The organism is Scytonema sp. PRP1 (assembly GCF_036697665.2).
GTDB classification, from domain to species: Bacteria; Cyanobacteriota; Cyanobacteriia; order Cyanobacteriales; family Nostocaceae; genus Kalymmatonema; species Kalymmatonema gypsitolerans.
The window spans coordinates 13699-36178 of sequence record NZ_JBAHYJ020000056.1; the positions used below are offsets into that span (position 1 = coordinate 13699).

At 42.1% G+C, this 22480-nt stretch carries 21 protein-coding genes; 7 read left to right on the plus strand and 14 right to left on the minus strand.

The window, feature by feature from the left end; genetic code table 11:
• Positions 1-63: 63 nt before the first annotated feature.
• From V5G28_RS11005 to V5G28_RS11035, 7 genes are all read right to left on the minus strand, one after another.
• Positions 64-213: a hypothetical protein gene (locus V5G28_RS11005; RefSeq protein WP_332987434.1), complete on the minus strand. Its 150-nt coding sequence runs from the start codon at positions 211-213 to the stop codon at positions 64-66.
• A gap of 44 nt (positions 214-257) precedes the next feature.
• On the minus strand, positions 258-1580 hold the full coding sequence (locus tag V5G28_RS11010; RefSeq protein ID WP_332987435.1) for an amino acid permease: 1323 nt from the start codon (positions 1578-1580) through the stop codon (positions 258-260).
• A gap of 364 nt (positions 1581-1944) precedes the next feature.
• A complete protein-coding gene (locus tag V5G28_RS11015; protein WP_332987436.1) occupies positions 1945-3342 on the minus strand; it encodes a sensor histidine kinase in 1398 nt (465 codons plus the stop codon).
• Between the two features lie 130 nt (positions 3343-3472).
• Positions 3473-4354, minus strand: a complete 882-nt coding sequence (locus tag V5G28_RS11020) for an aspartoacylase (protein WP_332987437.1) — start codon at positions 4352-4354, stop codon at positions 3473-3475.
• Positions 4355-4386: 32 nt separating this feature from the next.
• The gene (locus V5G28_RS11025; RefSeq protein WP_332987438.1) at positions 4387-4869 is read right to left on the minus strand and encodes a GNAT family N-acetyltransferase; all 483 of its coding nucleotides are present in this window, start codon (positions 4867-4869) and stop codon (positions 4387-4389) included.
• A 106-nt stretch (positions 4870-4975) separates the two neighbouring features.
• A complete protein-coding gene (locus tag V5G28_RS11030) occupies positions 4976-5962 on the minus strand; it encodes a homocysteine S-methyltransferase family protein (protein ID WP_332987439.1) in 987 nt (328 codons plus the stop codon).
• 214 nt (positions 5963-6176) lie between these two features.
• Positions 6177-6971: a methyltransferase domain-containing protein gene (locus V5G28_RS11035; protein ID WP_332987440.1), complete on the minus strand. Its 795-nt coding sequence runs from the start codon at positions 6969-6971 to the stop codon at positions 6177-6179.
• Between the two features lie 104 nt (positions 6972-7075).
• Between V5G28_RS11035 and V5G28_RS11040 the strand changes: the two genes are divergently transcribed.
• Positions 7076-7996 (plus strand): LysR family transcriptional regulator, encoded by a 921-nt coding sequence (locus tag V5G28_RS11040; protein WP_332987441.1) that lies wholly within the window; start codon positions 7076-7078, stop codon positions 7994-7996.
• A 63-nt stretch (positions 7997-8059) separates the two neighbouring features.
• On the opposite strand, the gene V5G28_RS11045 is transcribed toward V5G28_RS11040, so the two are convergent.
• Positions 8060-8746 (minus strand): class I SAM-dependent methyltransferase, encoded by a 687-nt coding sequence (locus V5G28_RS11045; RefSeq protein WP_332987442.1) that lies wholly within the window; start codon positions 8744-8746, stop codon positions 8060-8062.
• A gap of 747 nt (positions 8747-9493) precedes the next feature.
• Here V5G28_RS11045 and V5G28_RS11050 point away from each other — a divergent pair.
• Positions 9494-9880, plus strand: a complete 387-nt coding sequence (locus V5G28_RS11050) for a phosphomannose isomerase type II C-terminal cupin domain (protein WP_332987443.1) — start codon at positions 9494-9496, stop codon at positions 9878-9880.
• Positions 9881-10777: 897 nt separating this feature from the next.
• Positions 10778-11185, plus strand: coding sequence for a phosphomannose isomerase type II C-terminal cupin domain (locus tag V5G28_RS11055; protein ID WP_332987444.1), 408 nt, complete (start codon positions 10778-10780; stop codon positions 11183-11185).
• 3 nt (positions 11186-11188) lie between these two features.
• Here the strand turns inward: V5G28_RS11055 and V5G28_RS11060 are convergent, their stop codons facing one another.
• Entirely contained in the window at positions 11189-12238 is a 1050-nt protein-coding gene (locus tag V5G28_RS11060) for an isopenicillin N synthase family dioxygenase (RefSeq protein WP_332987445.1), read from the minus strand.
• A gap of 482 nt (positions 12239-12720) precedes the next feature.
• On the opposite strand from V5G28_RS11060, the gene V5G28_RS11065 reads away from it, so the two are divergent.
• A complete protein-coding gene (locus V5G28_RS11065; protein WP_096561316.1) occupies positions 12721-13227 on the plus strand; it encodes a sterol desaturase family protein in 507 nt (168 codons plus the stop codon).
• A gap of 16 nt (positions 13228-13243) precedes the next feature.
• On the opposite strand, the gene V5G28_RS11070 is transcribed toward V5G28_RS11065, so the two are convergent.
• From V5G28_RS11070 to V5G28_RS11090, 5 genes are all read right to left on the minus strand, one after another.
• Positions 13244-13984, minus strand: a complete 741-nt coding sequence (locus V5G28_RS11070; protein ID WP_332987490.1) for an amino acid ABC transporter ATP-binding protein — start codon at positions 13982-13984, stop codon at positions 13244-13246.
• Between the two features lie 258 nt (positions 13985-14242).
• Positions 14243-15277 (minus strand): amino acid ABC transporter permease, encoded by a 1035-nt coding sequence (locus V5G28_RS11075; protein ID WP_332987446.1) that lies wholly within the window; start codon positions 15275-15277, stop codon positions 14243-14245.
• The gene (locus tag V5G28_RS11080) at positions 15274-16191 is read right to left on the minus strand and encodes an amino acid ABC transporter permease (protein WP_332987447.1); all 918 of its coding nucleotides are present in this window, start codon (positions 16189-16191) and stop codon (positions 15274-15276) included. Before V5G28_RS11080 ends, V5G28_RS11075 begins: the two co-directional genes overlap by 4 nt.
• A gap of 135 nt (positions 16192-16326) precedes the next feature.
• A complete protein-coding gene (locus tag V5G28_RS11085) occupies positions 16327-17370 on the minus strand; it encodes an amino acid ABC transporter substrate-binding protein (protein ID WP_332987448.1) in 1044 nt (347 codons plus the stop codon).
• Between the two features lie 122 nt (positions 17371-17492).
• Positions 17493-18011 (minus strand): flavin reductase, encoded by a 519-nt coding sequence (locus tag V5G28_RS11090; protein ID WP_332987449.1) that lies wholly within the window; start codon positions 18009-18011, stop codon positions 17493-17495.
• Positions 18012-18287: 276 nt separating this feature from the next.
• On the opposite strand from V5G28_RS11090, the gene V5G28_RS11095 reads away from it, so the two are divergent.
• The 3 genes from V5G28_RS11095 (at position 18288) to V5G28_RS11105 (ending at position 22474) form a co-directional block, all read left to right on the plus strand.
• Positions 18288-19322, plus strand: a complete 1035-nt coding sequence (locus tag V5G28_RS11095) for a tetratricopeptide repeat protein (RefSeq protein ID WP_332987450.1) — start codon at positions 18288-18290, stop codon at positions 19320-19322.
• 592 nt (positions 19323-19914) lie between these two features.
• Entirely contained in the window at positions 19915-21369 is a 1455-nt protein-coding gene (locus V5G28_RS11100; protein ID WP_332987451.1) for a PQQ-dependent sugar dehydrogenase, read from the plus strand.
• A gap of 175 nt (positions 21370-21544) precedes the next feature.
• Positions 21545-22474: an SMP-30/gluconolactonase/LRE family protein gene (locus V5G28_RS11105; protein ID WP_332987452.1), complete on the plus strand. Its 930-nt coding sequence runs from the start codon at positions 21545-21547 to the stop codon at positions 22472-22474.
• Positions 22475-22480 lie beyond the last annotated feature (6 nt).

Below are 22480 nucleotides of genomic sequence, written 5' to 3' on the forward strand. Positions count from 1 at the left end.
AACATTTTCCTTTCACAAAATAAGAGTGCATCTTTAAAGATAAGAATAGAAGATTCAACTGCATTACAAAGGTGAATTTTTGACCTGATCAGGTTTTTGGGACGGTTGTCGTTTAACCCACCCCAGAGAACTCAGGTAGGTTAGCGATCGGTACGCCTCTAATTCCTTGTTTTCACTACCACCAATACTATTACTATCTTTTTTTGTCAACATTTCTTTCTTGCTCGACGCTCTAACAGGTGCGTTAGTCCAAATAATCAGTGTTCCAATAAACCCCACATTGACACAACTTGTTTCCCTATCAAAACCAACGCAACACCAATGATCACAATCAGCGTCACCCGACCACCAGGAACAAGCGGTTGGCTCATGCCATTTGATTGTTCCTGCTCTTGACGTTGCTTCCAAATCATCAACGCAGGAATAATCCCTCCTAAAACTGAAACACTGAATGTTCCAGCATAGTCTAAAGCAGCCACGAAAATGTTGGGATTGAGCGCCCCAAGACTCATAGGCGGAAAAAGAATCAGTGAATAAAGCGGTAGGCGCTTAGACGGTTCACCCTGTGTAACAAGTGAAATATCTTTGAAGAAATCCAGCAAACCATACACAAACCCAATAAATGATGTGACGATCGCAAACTCAGAGAAAATGGACACTAACACTCCCAACCATTCTCCCGCGCCTCCACTACGTAACATTTGCAGTGGATCAAAAACAGTTGTGCTACCAGAGGTACCGTGTACCATATCGGGACTGACGCTTCCCAAAATCACGGCATTCCAAGCCAAGAACATGACCAAGGGAATCGCAGAACCAATAAAGATGGATTGACGTATCTTACGGGCATCTCCTTCAAGTTGAGTCACAACCGTTGGCACTACATTATGATAAAACAGTGCCACAAACATCACCGAAACGGCTGGAGGAAGCGCACTCCAATTTTGAAATGAGAAAGAGGAAGTGTTAACGTGCGTTGTTCCCAGCAACAACAGTCCGAGAAATGAAGCAAGGACAATTGCCACAAACGCGCTGTTTAATTTTTCTACAAACTTTTCTCGCCCAAGATACATGATGCCGCCAAATAAGAGAGTGAAGGTGGTTGTCCCTACCCAAGGAGGCAGAATGTTCTGCACACCTAACACTTTTTCAACCGCAGATATTAAAATCTCTCCACCTTGGGCAACATACGCTACAAGCAAGGCGTAGTGCAAGAACAGATACGCGCCACCAGCAACCCGCGCACCCAGCTTCCCAAGCGTCCTCTCAATCATCGTTAACAAACCTAAACTCGGACGTCCCACAAGACGCATCGTGTTCAAAGTCACTTCTGCAATCAAAAGACCAGAGACTAAAGCATAAAGCCAAACAGCAATCAGTAGAACTGTCGATGGCACAACGCCAGATGGCAGAGTCACGGCAGGTAAAGCCAGAATACCAGCACCAACCGTCGTTCCAGCAATAAGTGCAGTACTTCCTAAAATACTACCCGGTTGATGACTGAGTTTACTGCCATAGAGTTCAAGGTTAGAAAATAACCGAGTGACTTGTGGGGTTTGCGAGTTGATAACAGCCTTCATATGGGTTTTACTAAAAGACGCACATTCTGAAACAATATGAAACAGAATATAAATTAATGTAAATTATCTTATACCAATTCGGTATGAAGATGCACTTAATATTTTTAAACGAACCACAAAGACGCAAAGAACACGAAGGAAGAAGGAATAATTATTAAGTGCAAGTTTACGGAGAATTGGTATTAGCAAAAACTCTTTCAGGACTTCTGCCCTAAGTACAACTTTTCATAAATTCATAACGTTATCGTAAATTAGGGGGTTTAAGACCCCTTTGTCTATAGGTAATCTCAGTTTCAAACGGGGATTTCAACCCCGACTGAAACTGTCTTGAATTTTGAATTTTGAATGAGCGAATTTTGAATTGTTAATGAGTGGGCAACCAGACGGTAAAGCAAGTTCTTCCGGGGACAGACTCAACTAAAATGCTGCCGCGATGACGATTTTCTACAATTCGCCGGACAGTTTCTAAGCCAAGACCCGATCCCTTACCTACGGGTTTGGTCGTAAAGAATGGCTCAAAGATGCGGGATTGGATATCTGCTGGGATGCCTGAACCTGAATCGATAATTTCAACCCGGACATGATTTGGTTTAGAGAATGTGGTAATTTCCAAGGTGCCTTGACCGTTCATTGCGTCAATGGCGTTGTCAATGAGATTGGTCCAGACCTGATTAAGTTCGCTGCCGTAGGCTAAAATTTTGGGAAGGGAAGGATCGTAGGAGCGATGCACCGTAATACCGTATTTCAGCTTATGGCAGAATAACTGCAACGTGTCTTCTAGTCCTTCATGGATGTTGACAATTTGTTGTGCGCCTTGATCTAGATAGGTATAGGATTTCATTGCACTGACAAGCGTAGCAATCCGTTCAGCTCCACGTAGTCCGCCACGAATCATAGACAAGACCTCAAAGGATAATGCCAGCCAGCGAAGTCCTTGATCACGCAGTTCTGTGGGGTCATTTTTCCAGGGCTGAGTCAGTTCCTCAAGAGTCTGAATCTCGACTCCTGCGGCTGCTAAAGGTGCTGCTAGTTTCCACGCTTGGTTAACTCCGTAGTTTTCTAGCCATTCCAACAGTTCATCTTCGCGATCGCTTAAGCTAATCAGGTCAACACGATTATTGGCAATAGCATCAAACCCAGCATCTCGCGCTGCTAGCCATCGTTGGGTATCTTCAGGCGCTACTTGGCGTTGCCCATAGATCAGGTTCATCCGCTCCAGTTCCTGTATTGCTGGAATAATCCCATTGAGCGATCGCACAAGGGCAGCTGCCGGATTGTTGAGTTCATGAGCTAATCCCGCAGCCAGAGTTCCCAGTGCAGCCATTTTCTCGCGAACGCGAATAAAGGACTCCAGACCCCGCAACCGTTGTTGAAAGGTGCGAAAGACAGCTCGCTCGAAATCACGACACTCGTGCAGCAGCGTTAGGAAGTCAGCAGCAGCAACTTCGTAAAACTGACAGTCGGTTACGGCTCGCATGGTTACTAGTGCTGGTTCTTCGGTCAACACCGGAACTTCCCCAAAATAATTAGGAGCATCGTGCTGTCCAATGGGCATTTCAACTCCATCCTGCAAACGAGTAATGCTCATTCGTCCTTTAGCCAAAATAAACACGCCTCTTGTACTTCTCTTGTCACCTTCTGGAAAGAGTATTTCTCCTTGGAGCAAATGGATAGGTTTGACGCGATCGCATACCCATGCCAGTCGCGCTTGCGGAAGCTGCCGAAAGGCATCCAGTGTCACCAAATCATCCACGCACAGCATTCTTGCATCTCCCTCTGAATATGAAGGCTTCAAGTCTTATCGCACATCACTAAGTACAAGATTGCACAAGTTCGTAACGATTTTCATCTCAATGCAATTGCGTCCCGTCATCAGCACTGACTAACAATTTTTACTCTGATACCTGCTTTTTCCTTGTAAAACACATTGCTATTCCCTTTTCATAATAAGCAGCTTCATTAATAAACACGGGATAGACCGATGATTCTTCTTCATAGTAAATAGTTTTGCCATCAAAAGTGATAAACAGAGGGTCGCCTGGTTTCAATTCCTCATAATCTCTACCTTGAAGCTGAGGATGAATCATGCCTTCAATTTCCCCATTTTCATTCTTAGGATAATCCACGACTTTTAAATGTTGATAAATACTTACATTATGACTGACTTGTGGAATTTCGCCTTGATTATATTTATCTAAATAATCCAGAATGGCATGAATAAGCTCTTCAGTTTTTTGAAACAGACTTGCTTGGAGAGTTCCCTGTGGAATGGGACCAACTTCAATACCAAAACCTTTGTCACGTATAGAATTTAAAAAAGATGATTCTTTTTCTGGTTCAATCCAACTGTATATTTTCACTGTAGGTTCGATTGAATTCAAATAAGCTGCCAATTTTATATTAAATGGGTTGTCATCCAAAAGGACGATACTCAGTCCCATATTAGCTGTAGAACTGTGCAAATCCATGATAAAATCAACTTGCGGATTGCCTTTTGGTCCCAGAACTTTATTGATGAATCTTGCTCTATCCTGTTCATGGGAAGACTCTAGAGAATTATTCAAGTCTTCTATAGAAAAGCAGCGGTTTAAGTCTTTGTCAATATATCTCCTGTTCGCTTGAAAAGCCTGCGGGTTAGCAAGCATTACCAGTGTTTCAAAGCTAGGTCTTTTAACTAGTTCTGGAAATTTCTCAAATTTTTTAATGAGATATGCACCTGTGAATTCGTTTCCGTGGGTTCCTCCCACAATAGCAACCTGTCTGAATTTTTCCATGTTCAACAAGTAAGGATTCAATAACCAATCAATTAGCTAGGGATTAAAAACTTCTCCAAAAACTTCTCCATTGCATAATTTACGAAATGTTCTCCTCTACGTTCCACCTGCTGCTCCTTGATGATGGAGAACCCCATGTGCAAGAAAAACGGCTTGGCAGTAATACTTGCTTCAACGTACAAGCGATTAATCCTTAATTCATAAGCTTTGGATTCAATTGCAGAATAAATTTTTTTACCAATACCCATCCCTAGATAATTTTTATGACAGTAAAAGCAATCTATATGCCCGTTTAACTCTAACTCGCCAAAACCTGCAATGACTCCTTGATCATCAGCAACATAAGTAAATCGTTGTGAACAAATGTTTGCCCAGTCTCTAAAATAAATATTATCTGGAGCCCATGCTTTGACTTGATTGTTTGAGTAGTGCTTAATATTAACTTCACGTACTGTTTCGTGAAATAAGCGTGCTATCTGTTCTGTATCCTCTAGGCGAAACAACCGTATTTTCATAGTAAGCTTTACTAGCTCATTGCACTATTTATGATCGCATAGTCGGTAAATTCTACCAATTCTCTAAAAAGCGGCAACAGAGCGAGTTGCCTTTAGCAAAGCACTCTCAGGTGTTCCGTAATAGCCGTTTGTTGGAGATGTGGTTCCATAGTACTGGCAGGCAGGCTTCGCAAATAGCTGTGATATGGCGATCGTCGGTGCCACAGCAACCACCCAAAATGTTGAGATGGGGTAATTTATTTATCATCTCACGGTATTGATTAGCCAATTCCAGTGGGTTCCCTTCATCTAAATCTACCGCTTCATTCAGTTCAGCATGGCTTCTAGTAGAAGCATTGGCACGGATACCGCGAATGCGGCTCACCCACGCTTTACTCTCTGTGAGTAAGTCGGCAAAATGGGTAGGATGAGCGCAATTGATCATGTAGTAGGCAGGTGCATTATCTGTAGCAGCATCGACCTGCTGTATGGCATCCTGTAACGTCTGCCCCGTTGGTAGCTTACCATCGTTTTCAACTGTAAAAGAAATCACCACTGGCATCCCAACAGACTGGGCGGCACAGGTAATGCCGATCGCTTCTTCGACATAATTCATAGTGATAGCAGTAACCAAGTCAGCATCCGCATCCCGGAAGGTTTCAATTTGGGGGCGGTGGTATGCCTCAGCTTCCGAGATAGTCATAATTGCCGATGGAACATAGCCATCCCCACGCGGTCCGATGCAACCACTAATCACCATCCTGGAGGTTTCCGTCGCGTATTCTTGACGAATTTCATGGAGTAGCGCGATCGCCTTGCGGTTCATCTGTGCCAGTGCTGCTTGGTTATAACCAAGTTTAGTACCCCAATCCGGGTTAGCGCGCCAGGTTGCACTTTCAAGAATCAATCCCACCTGATACTCTCTGGCGATGCTGGCGTAGGTGCGAAAATATTTTTGCAGCGCCTGGTATCCTGCCTTATGCTTCAGCAAATCAAAGGCTGCAAAGTCAGGTAAATCCCATCCTTCATGAAAGATGAGTGTGGTTTCAATGCCACCATCACTGATGAATAAGCCACTTGATAATTGTGGTAAATGATTTCTGTATTGTCCCATTGTCTTCCTCCTGTAAGTTCATCCACTTAGTCATTAACCATGCCAATGAATTGCCGCAAAATCTATCACAAAAACTTGTTTAGTTTACTTAAATTCGAGAAATTCTATAGGCAATCAATTTAATCTAGTTAATGTTGATTTTAATCTAGAGACAAATCGGGAAGAACTAGGGAAGATTCCAGTGATATTTGCACGCTGGCAACTATCAGCAAAGTTAACTTTTTTGACCTACCACTTCACACCAGGTTTGAGCAAAAAATCCATCTGGGTGCTGGCTCCATTCCCGCAAAGCTTTGCTCATCATCGTAATTGATTGCACATCAGCCCATCCCTTTTCCACCGCTTGCTCAACCTTTTCAGAAGCCTCAATTCGCAATGCCAAATATTCTGTAATCAAACTTAACGGCTCATAGCACTGGTAGGAAGCAGAAACTTTGATTTGAGTAAACCCAGCTTGTCGTAGCAAAGCACGTAACTCTCTGCCCACATAGACATTACCGCCATTGTGCTGTTGAAGAAACTTGTAATACGAAACTGCTTGCTCCAATTGAGGCGTAGAAGGCGCAATCAAAAAACCTCCCCAATCTGGACTGCGAATCCCCACCTCCCCTCCAGGTTTGAGAACTCGCAACAGTTCCCGCAGCGCCTGTAAAGGTTGTTGAAGATGCTCGAATAAAGCATGAGAAAAGACTGCATCAAAGGAATTATCAGCGAAGGGTAAGCTATAAACACTTGCCTCGATGAAATCAACATTATCGATCGCTTGCTTTGTAGCATTTTCCTGAGCAATGCTAATTTGAGAGGCTTCCTGATCAATTCCCGTCACTGTACCAGGAAACATTGCTTGCGCCAAACCCAAAGTTATCGTACCAGGACCGCAACCGCAATCGAGCAATTTCATCCCTGGACGCAGATAAGGCATGAAAAACGCTCCATGAAATTCCGCTGTGCGATGCATCATAAACTCAGTTGCATTGGTTGAATAGCCTGGAGTGTAATTCTTGGGCATCGTTTTGACTCCTGAATTGTTGTTGTATGAGCATCATAAGTAGACCGTTTTCAGATGTCCAATATATATTTGTTTGTATTTGAAACTTTTAAAATATCAAAATTATGGAACTGCGACATCTGCGTTACTTTATTGCTGTGGCTGAAGAACTGCACTTCAGTCGAGCGGCTTCGCGACTGCACATAGCTCAACCACCCTTGAGCCAACAAATTCAGCAGTTGGAAGCAGAATTAGGAGTCGAATTGTTTCATCGCAAAACTAAGCGACAGGTGCAAATCACAGAGGCTGGACGGGTATTTTTACGAGAAGCTTATCAACTGTTGGCGCATTTGGAAGTGGCAATTCAGGTGACTCAGCGTACGGGACGAGGAGAAATCGGACAATTGCGGGTAGGGTTTATCAGTCCAGTCACTTATGATTTATTGCCTGGTATTCTGCAAAAATTTCGGCAACAGTTTCCAGAGGTAGAATTGGTGTTGCAGGAGTTAACAACGGCTGAACAAGAGCAAGCACTTCGCGATTGCGCGGAGCGCACTGCCCCTAAGGGCAATCGCCGCATTCATGTTGGCTTTGTGCATCTACCTTTAGAAGATGACACCCTAAATTGGGAGTGCATTCAGCAAGAAACTCTGATTGTAGCGTTAGCCCAAACTCATCCCTTAGCGCAACAAGAAAGTATCGCAGTCCAATCATTAGCGAATGAGCAGTTTATTTTATTTCCTCGTTATTTAGGAGTCGGACTCTATGACAAGATTATGGCTCTTTGTCAGCAAGGCAATTTCACTCCCAAGGTAGGACAAGAAGCGATCCAGATGCAGACGATCATAGGACTGGTTTCAGCCGGAATTGGAATTGCAATTGTGCCGTCCTCTTTGCAAAATCTTCAGCGTACTGGAGTCGTTTATCGAGCGATCGCGCAACAAACACCTTTAATCGAAACTGCGGTGGTGTGGCGAGGTGAGGAAGAAATACCAGTGTTGCGCAAGTTCCTCAAAGTTGTCAACAGCGTTAGTAAAGAACTTTGACACTCTTTTAGGGTACGTATCCTGTCTAGCTTGGCTCAATCACTTTCTCAATTAAAACGCATTTCACTTGATACCTTTTGCATAAATAAAATAATTATCTGTCACCTTCACATCAGCATGAAATCCTACTTGCGTTAGCTTGTCCCGCAGTTCTTCCGGCTGATAAAAAATTTTAACTATCTTAAATTCTTGCTCATTATTTAACTTTCGTGTGATGTAAATATCGCCGTTGTTTTCTAGGATATGATTTTTAGCTGTCGATGTTGGTTCAAACCGAGAGTCAAGGATAAAAACTTGTCCACCAACACGAACCGATTTATAGACTTTTGCGAAAAAAGAATCAACTAATGTTGGCGGTACATGAGACAACCAAAAGGAAAAAAATACTAAATCATATTCAGCATCTGGTTCCCATGAGAACAAATCGACAAGTCCATAGTCTACGTTAGCAGCACCTAACTTTCTGCGGTTAATTTCAATCACTTCTTGGGAAGCATCAAGCGCTGTAATGTGCTTGCCAATTTTTAAAAGTTTCTGCGTCCAAATACCTGTCCCACACGCTAACTCTAAGATGTTTTCTACCGCACCAATCTGGTATAATGCGTTTTTGACCACAGCAACTTCATTGAACCAACGCTGGTTGATTTCCTCCCCACGATCATACCTTCCAGCTCTGTAGAACAATTCATCATATTCCTCGGCTCTAGCACTATAGTAAGTAATTTGTTGTTGAATAGTATCATCTGTCATAAGTTGCTTCCTGTTTGCTCCATGAACTTAGATTTGCCTGAGACACCTATGGGTTTTCTCTTAGTTATACAAACTTTAGGTATATTTATTTGCTCAAGCTGGAGGTACTCCCTTGGTTTATGTTGCTTATGATGCTTGGAGTCCCAAGGCTGAAGCCATCCTCGTTCCCAAAAATTCACCCATTAAACGTAAAGAGGCTCACTGTTTCTATGAGAAAATCGGCTACAGCAATATAAAACAATCCCTGACATTTTATAAAACATTGATTTAGAAAAACAAAGAACGAAATCTGATCACTACTCCTGTCACGCTCAAAAATTACCTATTAACGTAGACGCAAGAGGGGCGATGCCCGAAAGCAACGCGCGGCAATCCCGACGCCCTCAATGCCTTACAGCAAGCGCTAGACGATCCAGAGCGAGATGTTGTTATCTACTCCCAACGGGCGATGCACTATTTAAGTCATAAAAGTATGTTACTGCTCGTCATTTTTTCATGTCAAGAATTCATTTGTGTAAGCGGAGGGACTCAGGGCACTGGGAAGCACGAGGGCAATCGCTATTTGGTGTTGCGGACAAGTCACTCTCTTTCCTCTCCAAAATTACTCAATATATAGATTGGGTTGAACAGTAGCGAAACATAATTACTTCAGTAAAAAGTCAAAATTGTTACAATAAGTGCTATAAATTTTCTGATGAAAGCAGATATGAATTCTGCTGCAATAGTTGTTTAGTGGAGAATCTAGCTATGACTCAAAATGAGAATGGTACTTTATCGAATATCAATCAATCTTCTTCACATTCAGGTATCCGATACTGGGGTAAAGTTGAGCTTATAGAAGAAGGAAAAAGTTATAGAATTAATCGTCTTGAAATCAAGCCTAAGCATAGCATGAAAGCACAAATTCATTACCACCGTAGTGAACATTGGGTCGTAGTTTCTGGTGTTGCAAAGGTGACTTGTGGTAACGAGGAAATATTACTGAATCGAAATGAATCAACTTATGTTCCTCCCGCCACCCTTCATAAGGTAGAAAATCCAGGATTTATTGAGCTAGTTATTCTGGAAGTTCAAAATGGTGAGTACTTGGGAGAGGATGATATAGAGCGCCCATTGGACTTGACGTTGGTCTAGCCAAAAAAGGTGGGCACTGCCCACCCTACAACCTGCTAACCTAGCTGTAAAGCTTCATAAAGAAACGGTATTAGTAGGCAGGATTCTTCACTACATATAAATGCAGTACACGTCATTCCAGCACAGCGAAATGTTGCTATGGGTACGTGGATTCTCAGTTAAATACAAGCGCGTGCAAAGCTTTTGCAGTTATCTGTTGTCAAACTAAGACTGTTCCAGACAAATGCCAACAAGTAATTATATTGCAATACGCTTGGTGATAAGACCAGAACCCTTATCAGGAAAACAATGTAGAGACGCGCCACCTCTCGTCTCTACACACCTGATTTTGACACATCAACCTTAACTGAACCGTATTGAATTATATTGAAGTATATTTACACCACGGTTTTCAAGATGTGGTTGTGGAACACTGTGTCTTTATGGAATAACTTTTTCTTTGGCTAAACGATAAGAAACTTTTCTCAATCAACGTTTTTTTAGCTCTGTACTCGTTTTCCGCCTAACCCCTAAAATTATAGTCGGTAAGATCATATCCTTTTTTATTAGCATTAACACATATTCTTCCAGAGAAATTAAGAAATTTGGTTCACTACTATCCTTGACAAATCGGTCGTTAAGCAAGCTAATTCTTATTGGTGGTTTATATTCTCAAATTACAAAAATTATTATAATTTAATATTTTTTTCGCACCATTAAAACCTTGTATTTTTAATTGATGAGAGTTAAAATCCTCTAGAAGCTGGGTATACAATGTATGAAGTATCGAGTTTCTAATTTGATTGCTGAACTTTCCATGCGGAGGTTTGTAGTTGGTTACAAATTATCACAATACCCGTCCCTTTAACCGACATATTGCCGAACAGTAGTGATGGTTGTCTAGTTGAGAATCTAGTTATGACTCACAATGAAAATAATGTTTTGCCAAATGTCAATCAATCTTCTTCACATTCAGATATCCGATATTGGGGTAAAGTTGAACTCATAGAGGAAGGAGAGACTTATAGAATTAATCGTCTTGAAATCAAGCCTAAGCACAGCATTAAACCACAAATTCATTATCACCGTAGTGAACATTGGATCATAGTTTCTGGTATTGCAAAGGTGAGTTGTGGTAACGAAGAAAGAGTACTTAATCGAAACGAGTCAACGTTTGTTCCTCCTGCAGCGCTGCATAAAGTAGAAAACCCAGGGTTTATTCCGCTGATTATCCTGGAAATTCAGAATGGTGAGTACCTGGGTGAAAATGATACAGAGCGCCCATCGGACTTGACTTTGGTCAGCTCTGTAGCTGAGAGTGAGTAAGCGTCAAAAAACCGCTTGACGCAACTGTGGGAAAACTTTAGATACCTTGCTCAATACGTAATCACCATACGTTCCACGAAATTCGTGAACACTAGCCCGATCCCAGCGTTCCTCTTTGTTATCAGGCACTACCCCCACGCTGTCCAGTTCAATTGGCTTCACTTCGACGTTGAAGTTGGGATCGAAGAAGAATGGGAAAGAAAGGCGGTTTCTTCCCGACTTATTTTGAACGCGATGAGGTGTGGAGCGATATAGTCCTCGCGTCATGCGGTCTAGCATATCGCCGATATTGCATACAAAAGAATTTGGAACAGGGGGCGCATCTATCCAGCCCGATTTCGACTTTATCTGCAATCCGCCTAAGTCGTCCTGCTTTAAAATCGTCAGAACGCCGTAATCTGTATGTTCGCCTACACCCCACCTCTTTTCACTGTCAGAGGGTGATGGATTAGGGGGGTAATTGAAGATGCGGAATAATATAAGCGGATCTGATGTGTAACGCTCAGCAAAGTAGGACTCCTCTAGTCCAAGGCTCAAAGAAATGGCAGCCATTAGCGAATGACCCAGCTGGGTCATTGCTGCCATATACTCTATGACTGTCTCCCGAAATAGCCCAATGTTCGATGGAAAGAGGTTAGAACCGTGCATGGGGGTATCTGCTTTTACAAGCGGGTGCTCCTCTCCTAACTCAGCCCCAAAGTAAATACCTTCTTTCAAGTCAGGTTTTCCTGAGGTGAGTTCACCCCCAACTGGGAAGTATCCCCGCCATGCTCTACCTCCCAAAGCCATACGGATTTTAAGCTTGGTTTGCAAATCTTGGGCAAAAAACTGCCGACTAAGCTTTTCCAACCTCTGCTGCAATGCTTCGTCCACCCCGTGTCCCACAATGTAGAAGAATCCATACTCGCGACACGCTTGTCCAATTTCAGTGGCTACCTGGTGGCGAGCCTCCTTTGGAGGAGCTTCGCTAACGCCAGTTCCAGACACCAGCGCACTGATGTCAATGATTGGAAAGACTGAAAATTTATCATTTTTAATTTGCAAGATTTCCATCCTAGGATTCTGCTGGGGATTGTCCTGGAAACAGTTAAGGAGAACCTTAACCTAAACTTGTACAAATTTTAATTCAACTTTTGCTGTTTCTATCTTACCTTATCTAAAGTCTCTAGAAATCATTGTACTAAACTACGGTAACTTGATAGATTTTTAGAAATATGCAATTATGTCAATAGCTGAAAACAGTCAAAACTCTCTAAAATTGCTAGTCAAATGCTACTTTGCTTTGCCTAACAACTCGTAATGCCGTTGGTTCTAGAAAATAAATCATTCTAAAACTGTCATTCAAAGCAAAACCAACAAAATCTAAGAATCTCAGCCGAAAGCGAGAATCCTTGCAAAATGCTTGACAGTCCTATCGCTTTGTATGCTTTGTAACCTGCGGCAAGCGGTGCACAGCATGTCTATGGGAACGCCTACAGCATACGGATTTGGATTCTTTTTTGTGTGGTGGTTTCTACTGAACTTGAGGAGTAAAAATGTTTAAGGCGATCGCGTGTGCTTGGATACTTCTTGTTGTTGGCGACTTCCTTTCTACTTTTTGCTATCACGTACCTGAGCATGTTTTTGGTCATCTTCATGTGCAAACTCACCATTCCTACAAGAAGAACTTTCGCCATTACGCTATTCTGACGCTCAATCTCCAGGTTCTTCTAGATGGTATTCTGGGTGCTTTGCCTTATTTACTGGTAGCAGCATTTCTATGGTACTTTTCCCCCATAGGCGTTTTGTGTGGGCTACTGTTTGGTCAGTTTCATGTATGGTGGAGACATACGAGCATCTTGGATTGGCAAACTCCCAAGTCAGTGGATCTTTTGTGTCAGATTCTATTCATCACAACTCCAGAAAAACATTGGCAGCATCATCAAAAAACGAACCAGGGTTACGGCGATATTTTCACATTCTTTGAACAGCCAGCTCAAGGCTGGTTGCGTTTGCTACGCCTGTTGAGGTTGCGTTTTTCGCACCGAATCGTGTCCCAATAATATTATTTACGTTTGGCTAGAGAATCTGAGATAAGAACTTGCGAGTGCGATCGTGCTTGGGGTTTTGAAAAAAGGCACTTGGCGTAGCTTCCTCTACAATCGTACCACTATCCATCAAAATCACGCGGTCAGCGACTTCGCGAGCAAATCCGACTTCATGGGTGACGACTACCATTGTCATACCATCAGCGGCGAGGGTTTTGATCACGTCCAAAACCTCTCGCACCATCTCTGGATCTAAAGCGGAAGTGGGTTCATCAAAAAGCATAATTTTGGGCTGCATAGCTAATGCTCTGGCGATCGCCACTCGTTGCTGCTGTCCACCCGACAATTGTCCTGGATATTTGTGTGCTTGTTCCAAAATACCCACTCGTTCCAGCAACTGCATCGCCACTTCTTCTGCTTTGACTTTCGTCCACTTCCGCACCCAGGTTGGTGCTAAAGAGATATTTTGCACCACACTTAAGTGAGGAAACAAATTGAACTGCTGAAACACCATCCCTACTTCTCGCCGAATTGTCTCAATATTTCGCATATCATCGGTAAGAGCGATACCGTCAATTTCAATTCGTCCTTGTTGATATTCTTCTAAAGCATTAAAGGTACGAATAAAAGTTGATTTTCCTGAACCCGAAGGTCCCATCAACACCACCACTTCTCCCCGATTTACTGTCAGGCTAACACCTTGGAGAACTTGGAATTTTCCGTACCACTTGTGAACATCTTGAGCAACAATAATAGGCTGTTGAGTCATGATTTAATAGTGATTTTACAAAAGTATGATTTCAGGATATTTAGAACCACAGATGGACACAGATTAACACTAGTTAATTATCTGTGTCCATCTGTGTCTATCTGTAGTTTTATTTTCATTACTCTTGACTTTTCTCAGAGGTTAAATAAAATTTTTCTAGCGCTGCGTTGAAATTCCGATTAGTCCATTGATATCCGATTCTCGCTCATTGCTGATGACCAGTTGCCGTCCTGATTGCAAGTAGTTTCCCCTCATCTTCCATCACCGTTGACCAACACCCAATTGCTTTTCTAAACGTTGAGAAGCTAGGGACATGGAGTAACAAAAAACCCAATAAATGAGTCCAATAAATAAATAGACTTCTGCATAACGGTCAAGAAATTGAGGTTGAGCCAAGATAGAGCGAGAAATTCCTGTTAATTCCAATAATCCAACAATTGCTAACAGGGAAGTGTCTTTAAATAGACCGATAAATTGACCAACGAGGGGTGGGATAACAGCACGCAACGCCTGCGGAAGAACTATAAGTAGCATTGTTAGGGGAGTATTAAATCCTAGTGCTTTAGCGGCTTCGAGTTGTCCGCGTGGAATTGATTGAAGACCACCACGTACATTTTCTGCTAAATAAGCGGCACTAAATAGAATTAAACCAGCAATTCCCCGCAAAACTCTGTCTAAACGGATTTCTGGTGGCAGGAACAAGGGTATCATCACTTGAGCAAAGAACAAAATCCCAATCAGTGGTAGTCCCCGGATAATTTCAATATAAAGGATACTAAACCAACGCACAAAAGGCAGCTGACTCTGACGCCCCAACGCTAGTAAGACACCCAAAGGAAAAGAGAGAAGAATACTAACCAGCGCCGTCACCAAAGTGAGCAGCAAACCATTCCACAAACCGCTTTCTACGGGTTGCAGTCCAAAGCCACCGCCAATAAGCCACAGGATGATTGGGAAGGAAAGCGCCCACCCAAAGGGTAGCCAACTGTTGACCCTACCGGGTAAGCGTTTCGTGAGAGTTCCCCAGGACAAGCCACCGAGACCGAGGATAATCAAGAGTGCAAGCCACAGTCGCCAATAAAGTTCCTGCGGGAAACGACCAACAAAAAATAAAGAGAAGTTAGCTTTGATGACTTGCCATTTTGCTTGAGTCAAGACCCAAGTCAAGATACCTTTGATACCAAAAAACAGCAAACACAGGCAAAGAACTGTGAGAATGCTGTTGTACCAGTTGTTAAACAGATTTTTATGTAGCCATTGTAAAATAGTTGGTTTTTGACTTTTAAGAAAACTCATCTCTCCTTAAGTTGCACGCTACGGTTTAATAAATTCATTACTAAGGAGACGGTTAGGCTGATGGTTAAATAAGTAACCATAATTAACAGCATAACTTCTACGGCTCGCCCTGTTTGGTTAAAAGTGGTGGAGGCAACAAGGTAAATATCGGGGTAGCCAATCGCAATTGCTAAACTAGAATTCTTGGCTATATTAAGATATTGACTTGTCAGTGGCGGAATAATCAGCCGCAAAGCTTGGGGGAAAATCACTAGCCGCAATACTAACCCAGGCTTTAGACCTATTGCTCGTGCTGCTTCCCATTGTCCTTTAGGTACTGATAAAATCCCAGCTCTGACAATTTCGGCAATGAAGGCACCAGAGTACAGCGTTAATCCCAGAATGAGTGTTGATAATTCGGGGGAAAATTGTATTCCAAAAGGAAGGGTGACCCCCCGGTTGTTAATATTTATAAACCCAAGCAGAGAAATTTGATTTTCTGTTTTTGGCAGACTTAGGAAAACGGCGAAGTACCAAAAGAACAATTGCAGAAGTAAGGGTGTGTTGCGTAAGGTTTCTACATACACTAGAGCTAGCTGACGCACTAACCAGTTATCTGATAGCCGCGCCACTCCCACGATTATGCCAACAATTGTTGCCAGAATGATGCCAAAAACTGTGACTCTTAGGGAGTTCACTAGCCCAACTAATAAAGCGCGGCTATAGGGGTCAGAGGGCTGGTAAGAAATTGGAGTTTCGCCAATGTTGAACGATGCTTGGGATTGTAGAAAATCAAATCCCAGTTGGATTCCGAGTCGCTGTAAATTGTAGGTCAGGTTGTGCCATAGTATCCCTACTAAAGTAGCAACTATGAACACAGCTATTAACTGACCGACAACAGGAAAAAACCGTCGGTTGCGCCAAATGGGAGTCATAGGCAATGCAAAATTCGCTCATTCAAAAACTGACTGCTAATGAACATCCTAACTGCTGCTTATAAGGGAATTAAATGGAAGTCTTTAGTCCTTAATTATGAGTCATTAGTCAAATACTTTTAGCTTTTGACTTGTTTATCGGAAGGGGGGAGCATAAAGAATACCACCTTTATTCCAAAGCTTGTTTGGACCTCTATCCAGTTTCAATTCAGAATTTTTCCCTAAATTCCGTTCGTAAACTTCACCATAATTGCCTACGTGTTTAATAATGCGAGATACGAAGTCGTTTGTCAAACCGATGCCTTTTCCAAGGTCGCCTTCTGTACCTAATAAGCGCTTCACTTCAGGGTTCGGACTGCTGGCTAATTGGGTAACATTTTGGGAATTAACTCCCAGTTCCTCGGCATTAATTAGAGCAAATACAGTCCATTTCACCACATCAAACCATTTAGAATCCCCATTGGCAACAGCTGGTGCTAGGGGTTCTTTCGACAACACGACATCGAAAACAAGATGCTCATCTGGTTTAGGTAGGGTGGTGCGCCGGGAAACTAATTGAGAACGGTCTGAGGTTACGGCTTCACAGCGACCTTGCTGGTAGGTAGTGAAGGTAGTGTTAACATCTTCAAAGACGAGAGGCTTGTACTCAATACCCCGCTGCCGCATTTGGTCTGATAGGTTTTGTTCGTTGGTGGTTCCTGTCTGGGTGCAAATGGATTTGCCTTTGAGGTCTTCCAGCTTTTTGATATTGCTACTTTTTTTCACCATTATGCCTTGACCGTCGTAAAATACCACAGGAGCAAACTCCAGACCCACAGAGGTATCTCGGCTAATTGTCCAAGTGGTATTCCGGCTGAGGATGTCTACTTCGCCAGTCTGGACCGCTGTAAAGCGTTCTTTGGCGTTTAAGTTGCGGAACTCTACTTTCTTGGGATCATCAAAGAGTGCTGCGGCGATCGCACGGCAAACATCCACATCTAACCCTGCATATTCACCGTTAGGCTTAACATAGCTAAATCCTGGTAATTGTCCACTGACACCGCAGATAACCTTGCCACGGCTTTTGATTGTATCCAACCGACTTCCACTACTTCCTCCTGATTGTCCAGCGCAAGCATTCAGTGAAAAGACTAGAGGTAAAGTAGCTAGCAGTAACAACCGCCATTTACGCTTCAACATTGACAAATTTTCTCCTCTACTCAATAAAGACTAAGATAAACTCTATTGTTTCTCAGATGGTTGCAGAAGCGAGCTATTTATACTGGCAATGCTTTGTCTTGATAAACTCTTGTTGCCCAATGTCAAATTTTTTGGCAAAAGACGCTATCTCTCAGGTTTTTGGAGACTGATAAGTCGGGCGAGCAAGCTCGTATAAATCTCTTGTGCGAGTATATCAGTTTCCACAAAGGCGAGCGATCGCATGGAGCTTCGATAGATCTATCGTGTTTTGCGGTGTGAGTAAATCGTCGCATATGTGCCACAGCAATGCCGAGAGGAATAATTAAACCAGATGGGCTGCTCTCGTTTTCTACATCAATCACTTGTTTAAGCTGACACTCAATATGAATTTGTGACTCAGCAACTCGCGCCGCACGTAGTTTCATGGAGGGAACGGGAGTCGATCCCGCTTCTTGAAACTCGTTCACCTCTGGCGGAAAATCGGCACTGGTGATGTTCATTTGCTCCTCTATTTCTTCGACAACTACGTTAACCACCAGTTCTCCCGACGACTCTGCATTCACCAAAGTATCCTTTTTGTCAGCGCCGCGCCGCGAACCGCAAGAAATAGCTAAAGTCGGTGGATTACCTGTCACGCCCATAAAGAATTTGGAAGTATTTAAACTTAGGTATACTTTACATTTATTTACAAGATGCTCCCAAGTTACTCACTTTTTTCCAATAATCTTGAAGATAAATCGTGGACCACTGCTTGCCAAATATCACCAATTACCGGTGGTGATACTTCTCCTTTCTCGTTCACTAAGGGTATACAGTCTGAATAACTCAGTGAATTATTCACTACTAAGTAATATTACATCGCAAATTAAGAAAAATTTTATGTGTGAGAAGTTAGCTGTAAGCTATGGATGAGTACTATGAATCAAAAACGCTGCCAATCCTATCTTGAACTGATAGTAGTGCTGCTGATGAATTCTAAAGCCGCAAGATGTGAAATTTTGAAATGTAACCAAAGTCTAGTAAATACGGATTTGATCCAGACAACCCTACAGAGTGCATCTGTTCTGACAGTGCTAAGAAGAGACTGCCACTTTTCTAATAATTTCATGGAACTCATTCGTCAGTTGTTGGGGCTGTATACCGATAAACCTTTACAAGGAATATCATCAGAATTTGTCATTGGAAATGTTTGTTTAGATATGCGTGAGTTCTCCAAGGCGAGAGAGTTTTATGAACAAGCTTTAGACATTTTCAGGATAGTCAGTGACCGCTCAGGGGAAGGGAATGCCCTTGCACTTATAGGAGACACTTTCTATCACCAAGATGCTTTTTATCAAGCAATCAAGTATTACAAGCAGGCTCAAGCCATATTCCTAGCAACAGGCGCCCTTCTTAGCGAGGCGATGGTTCTTTATCAAATGCGAGCGTCTTACTATTTCATGAGCCAATATGCTCAAGCCATAGAATTAACTGAGCGGCGTTTGGTCATTGCACGAGAGCTATTATTGCGCTCTTTGGAGGCTCATGCTTTACACGAGCAGGGAAATAACTATCAGGCTATGAACAACATATCTCAAGCAGAAAAGTGCTACAAGCAAAGTTGGGCAATCGCCAAGGAAATAGGTGCTGGCGAGTTACAAGTCCAAAATCTAAGGGGAATAGGAGACTTTTATCTGTCTCAAGGCTGGATCAAGGATGCAATTTGGATTTACCGAGAGGGTTGGTACAGCGCTCGTCAGTTAAGCTATCGCCAGGGGGAAGCTAGTTGTCTGCAATCTTTAGCAGAGGCTTACTTGTGCTTGGGAGATTTAGAAAAAGCAAAGAAGTACAACCAGGAGAGTGTGAAGATTAAGCAAGACATTGGCATTGCCTTTGTACAGAAACCTGTAACCTTGGTGGGATGTGATTATCTTTTTCAAGGTAACTTTACTGATGTGGAGCGATCGCCCTAACTCAAAATCTTGCTTAATCAAAAGCTGACGTGGACAAGACACATACGGACAGCAAAATTTTCTTCAGCCAAGCGAGATATTGAAGATGTGTTTTTGCCTTTTTAATTTAAATTGTTGCCACTATGTGAAAGCAGTTTTTCTACTACCCAGCGCGTCATAGGATCATTGACATTCTTTCAAGGTAGTCTATGAAAGCTCCAGTGCATAGTATGCTCCTGCTCGCACCAATTACCCCTTCGTAAAGGATGCAGTGATGAAAGCAATGTTATTTCGATGAAATTTTCTCATATGTTCCCGTGATTGTAAACTTACTACAGGCAAACCAGCACCACCAGCCAGGGTAAGCTCATCTAATTTAGTAGAAACTTGACTTGACAAATGAAAGACAATAAGCATAAACGCCAGGGAAAAAATGTACTTGACGAGAAAGCAAGATCAATGAGATGACTTGAATGCTGTTATGAAAAATCTTCAGGAGTCAGGTTGATGTCAGAGGGCTTTGAAACTAAATCTGCTGAACAAGCACGATGATATTGAACGATTAATTCCTCTTGCACGTAGTTATGGTTTTGACATTAGCATTTCCAGGTGAATGAAAAAGTTATACGTTATTTTTTGTATTTCCTTAGTTATTATTTCAATTTTAGCTTTTTCTAGTATTTCTTTTGCCCAAATAACTGACCCGATTCCTGAAAAAATAGAAAAATCAAAACTAGCTGTAGGGCTGCAAGAAATTGTACAAATTCCCAAAAGCGGAACTGGGCGAGAAAAAGTAGCACGATTGAATTTTTTAACCCATGCAGGTGACGGTAGTGGCAGGTTATTTGTTAATGATATGCGAGGTAAGTTTTATGTGATTATTAATGGTCAAGCTTCTTTATACATGAATTTTCAAAAAATAGTATGTTCCGGGTTTAGCTATGACACTTCACAACAGGGTTTTTCCTATTTTGCTTTTCACCCAGAATTTGCTAAAAATGGAATTTTCTACACGGTACATAGTGAAGAGAAAAATAATCGCATTCCCGATTTTCCTGTTAACAAAAGGATTACTGATAACAAAGGTAATACTATAGAAAGTTCTCACCACGATGTAATTCGGGAGTGGAAAGCTGCTAACCCTACAGCAAATACTTTTACCGGAAGATTTCGGGAAATAATGCGTATTGAACAGCCCTACGAAGACCATAATACAGGACAATTAGGCTTTAATCCTAATGCTAAACCTGGAGATGCTGATTATGGGATGTTGTATATTGCGTTGGCTGATGGGGGTAGTAACGGCTTTCCTGTCAGTGATACAGATCCCCTCGATAATGGACAGGATCTGAGTACACCTTTAGGTAAAATTCTGCGGATAGATCCTTTTGGTAACAATAGTGCCAATGGCAAGTATGGCATTCCTGGGGATAATCCTTTTGCTAATGATAGGAATTCAAAAATATTAGGGGAAATTTGGGCTTATGGGTTTCGTAATCCCCATCGTTTTAGTTGGGATATGGGTGGCGATCGCAAAATGTTGATTGTTGATACTGGTCAGGCTTTTATAGAAGAAGTAAATCTTGGTATCAAAGGGGCTAATTATGGATGGGGGAACCGGGAAGGGACTTGGGTAATAGATGAAAGAAATGAGAATGTTCTGTTTGCTTTACCTAAAGATGATGCCAAGTATGGTTATACCTACCCTGTTGCTCAATATAACCATCATGTACCAAAGGACTATCCAGGTTTTTATGGAATTGCAATTACAGGTGGTTATGTTTATCGGGGTAAAGCGATTCCCGAATTAATCGGTCAATATATTTTTGCTGATTTTGGCAGTGATGCGCGTTTTTTTCATGTACCTGTAGATGAACTTGTGAACGGAAAACAGGCAAAGATAAAAGAATTGAGACTATTTGATGGCAAAAAAGAAGCTACTTTTCTGGAAATTATTGGTAGCAAACGTTCTGATGTCCGGTTTGGGATAGATGAAGAAGGAGAAATATATGTTACATCTAAGAGTGATGGTAAAGTGAGAAAACTTGTTCCAACACCAAAAAATTAATCTTGACGTGTTACGGATATATCAATGCTGAATCGGTTGATGGCGTAGAAGATAATGCAGAAATTATGAACTATGTAATCAATCTTGCTTTTCCGGATATTTTTAAAGAAAATGCGGTATCAGCGTAGTATTAATGTTAACAAATGGAATTTTCGCTTCAGTTGGGCAGGTAAGAGTGAAAAAAACTTTAGGAATAGGTGCGTGCAATTTATTACTTAGCTTATTGATGGTACAGCAAAGCTGGGGGAATACCTCCGCTAACGTACCAGCCATTATGGACAGTAACGCTAAAGTAGAAAAATTATCTAGTGGTTTAAAATTTACAGAAGGACCAGTCTGGAATCCAAGCGGCTTTTTATTCTTCAGTGATATCCCCGCCGATACAATCTATAAATGGACAACTAACGGTATTTCTGTATTGCGTCGTCCTGCGGGAAATCCCAACGGTAATACTTTTGATCGACAAGGACGATTAATTACTGCTCAACATAACCGCCAACTGACACGTACAGAAAAAAACGGTAAAATAACAATCCTGGCTGAACGCTACCAGGGAAAACGCCTCAATAGTCCCAATGATGTTGTAGTTAAGTCGGATGGTAGCATTTATTTTACTGACCCACCGTACGGTATTCAAAAGGAACAGGAAGAACTTGGGTTTTATGGTATCTATCGCTGGAAACCAGATGGAACCCTAACATTGTTGAACAAAGAGATGGTGCGTCCCAATGGAATTGCTTTCTCGCCAGATGAGAAAAAATTATACGTTAGTGATTCCGAAAAATTACATATCCGCGTTTTTGATGTCCAGTCAGATGGGACATTAGCTAACAGTAGGGTGTTTGCAGAGTTGCCTGGAGCGACAGATAAAGGTGTACCTGATGGTATGAAGGTGGATGCCAAAGGCAATATCTACTGTAGCGGTTCTGGAGGAGTATGGTTTTTTTCGCCAACAGGTCAACTTCTGGGCAAAATACCTGTTCCCGAATCAGTAACAAATTTAGCTTGGGGCAATAAAGATTACAAAACGCTTTATATTACGGCAGGAAAGAGTATTTACCGCATTCGCTTGAATATTGCAGGCGTCAAACCGGGGCAGAATTAAAATTGC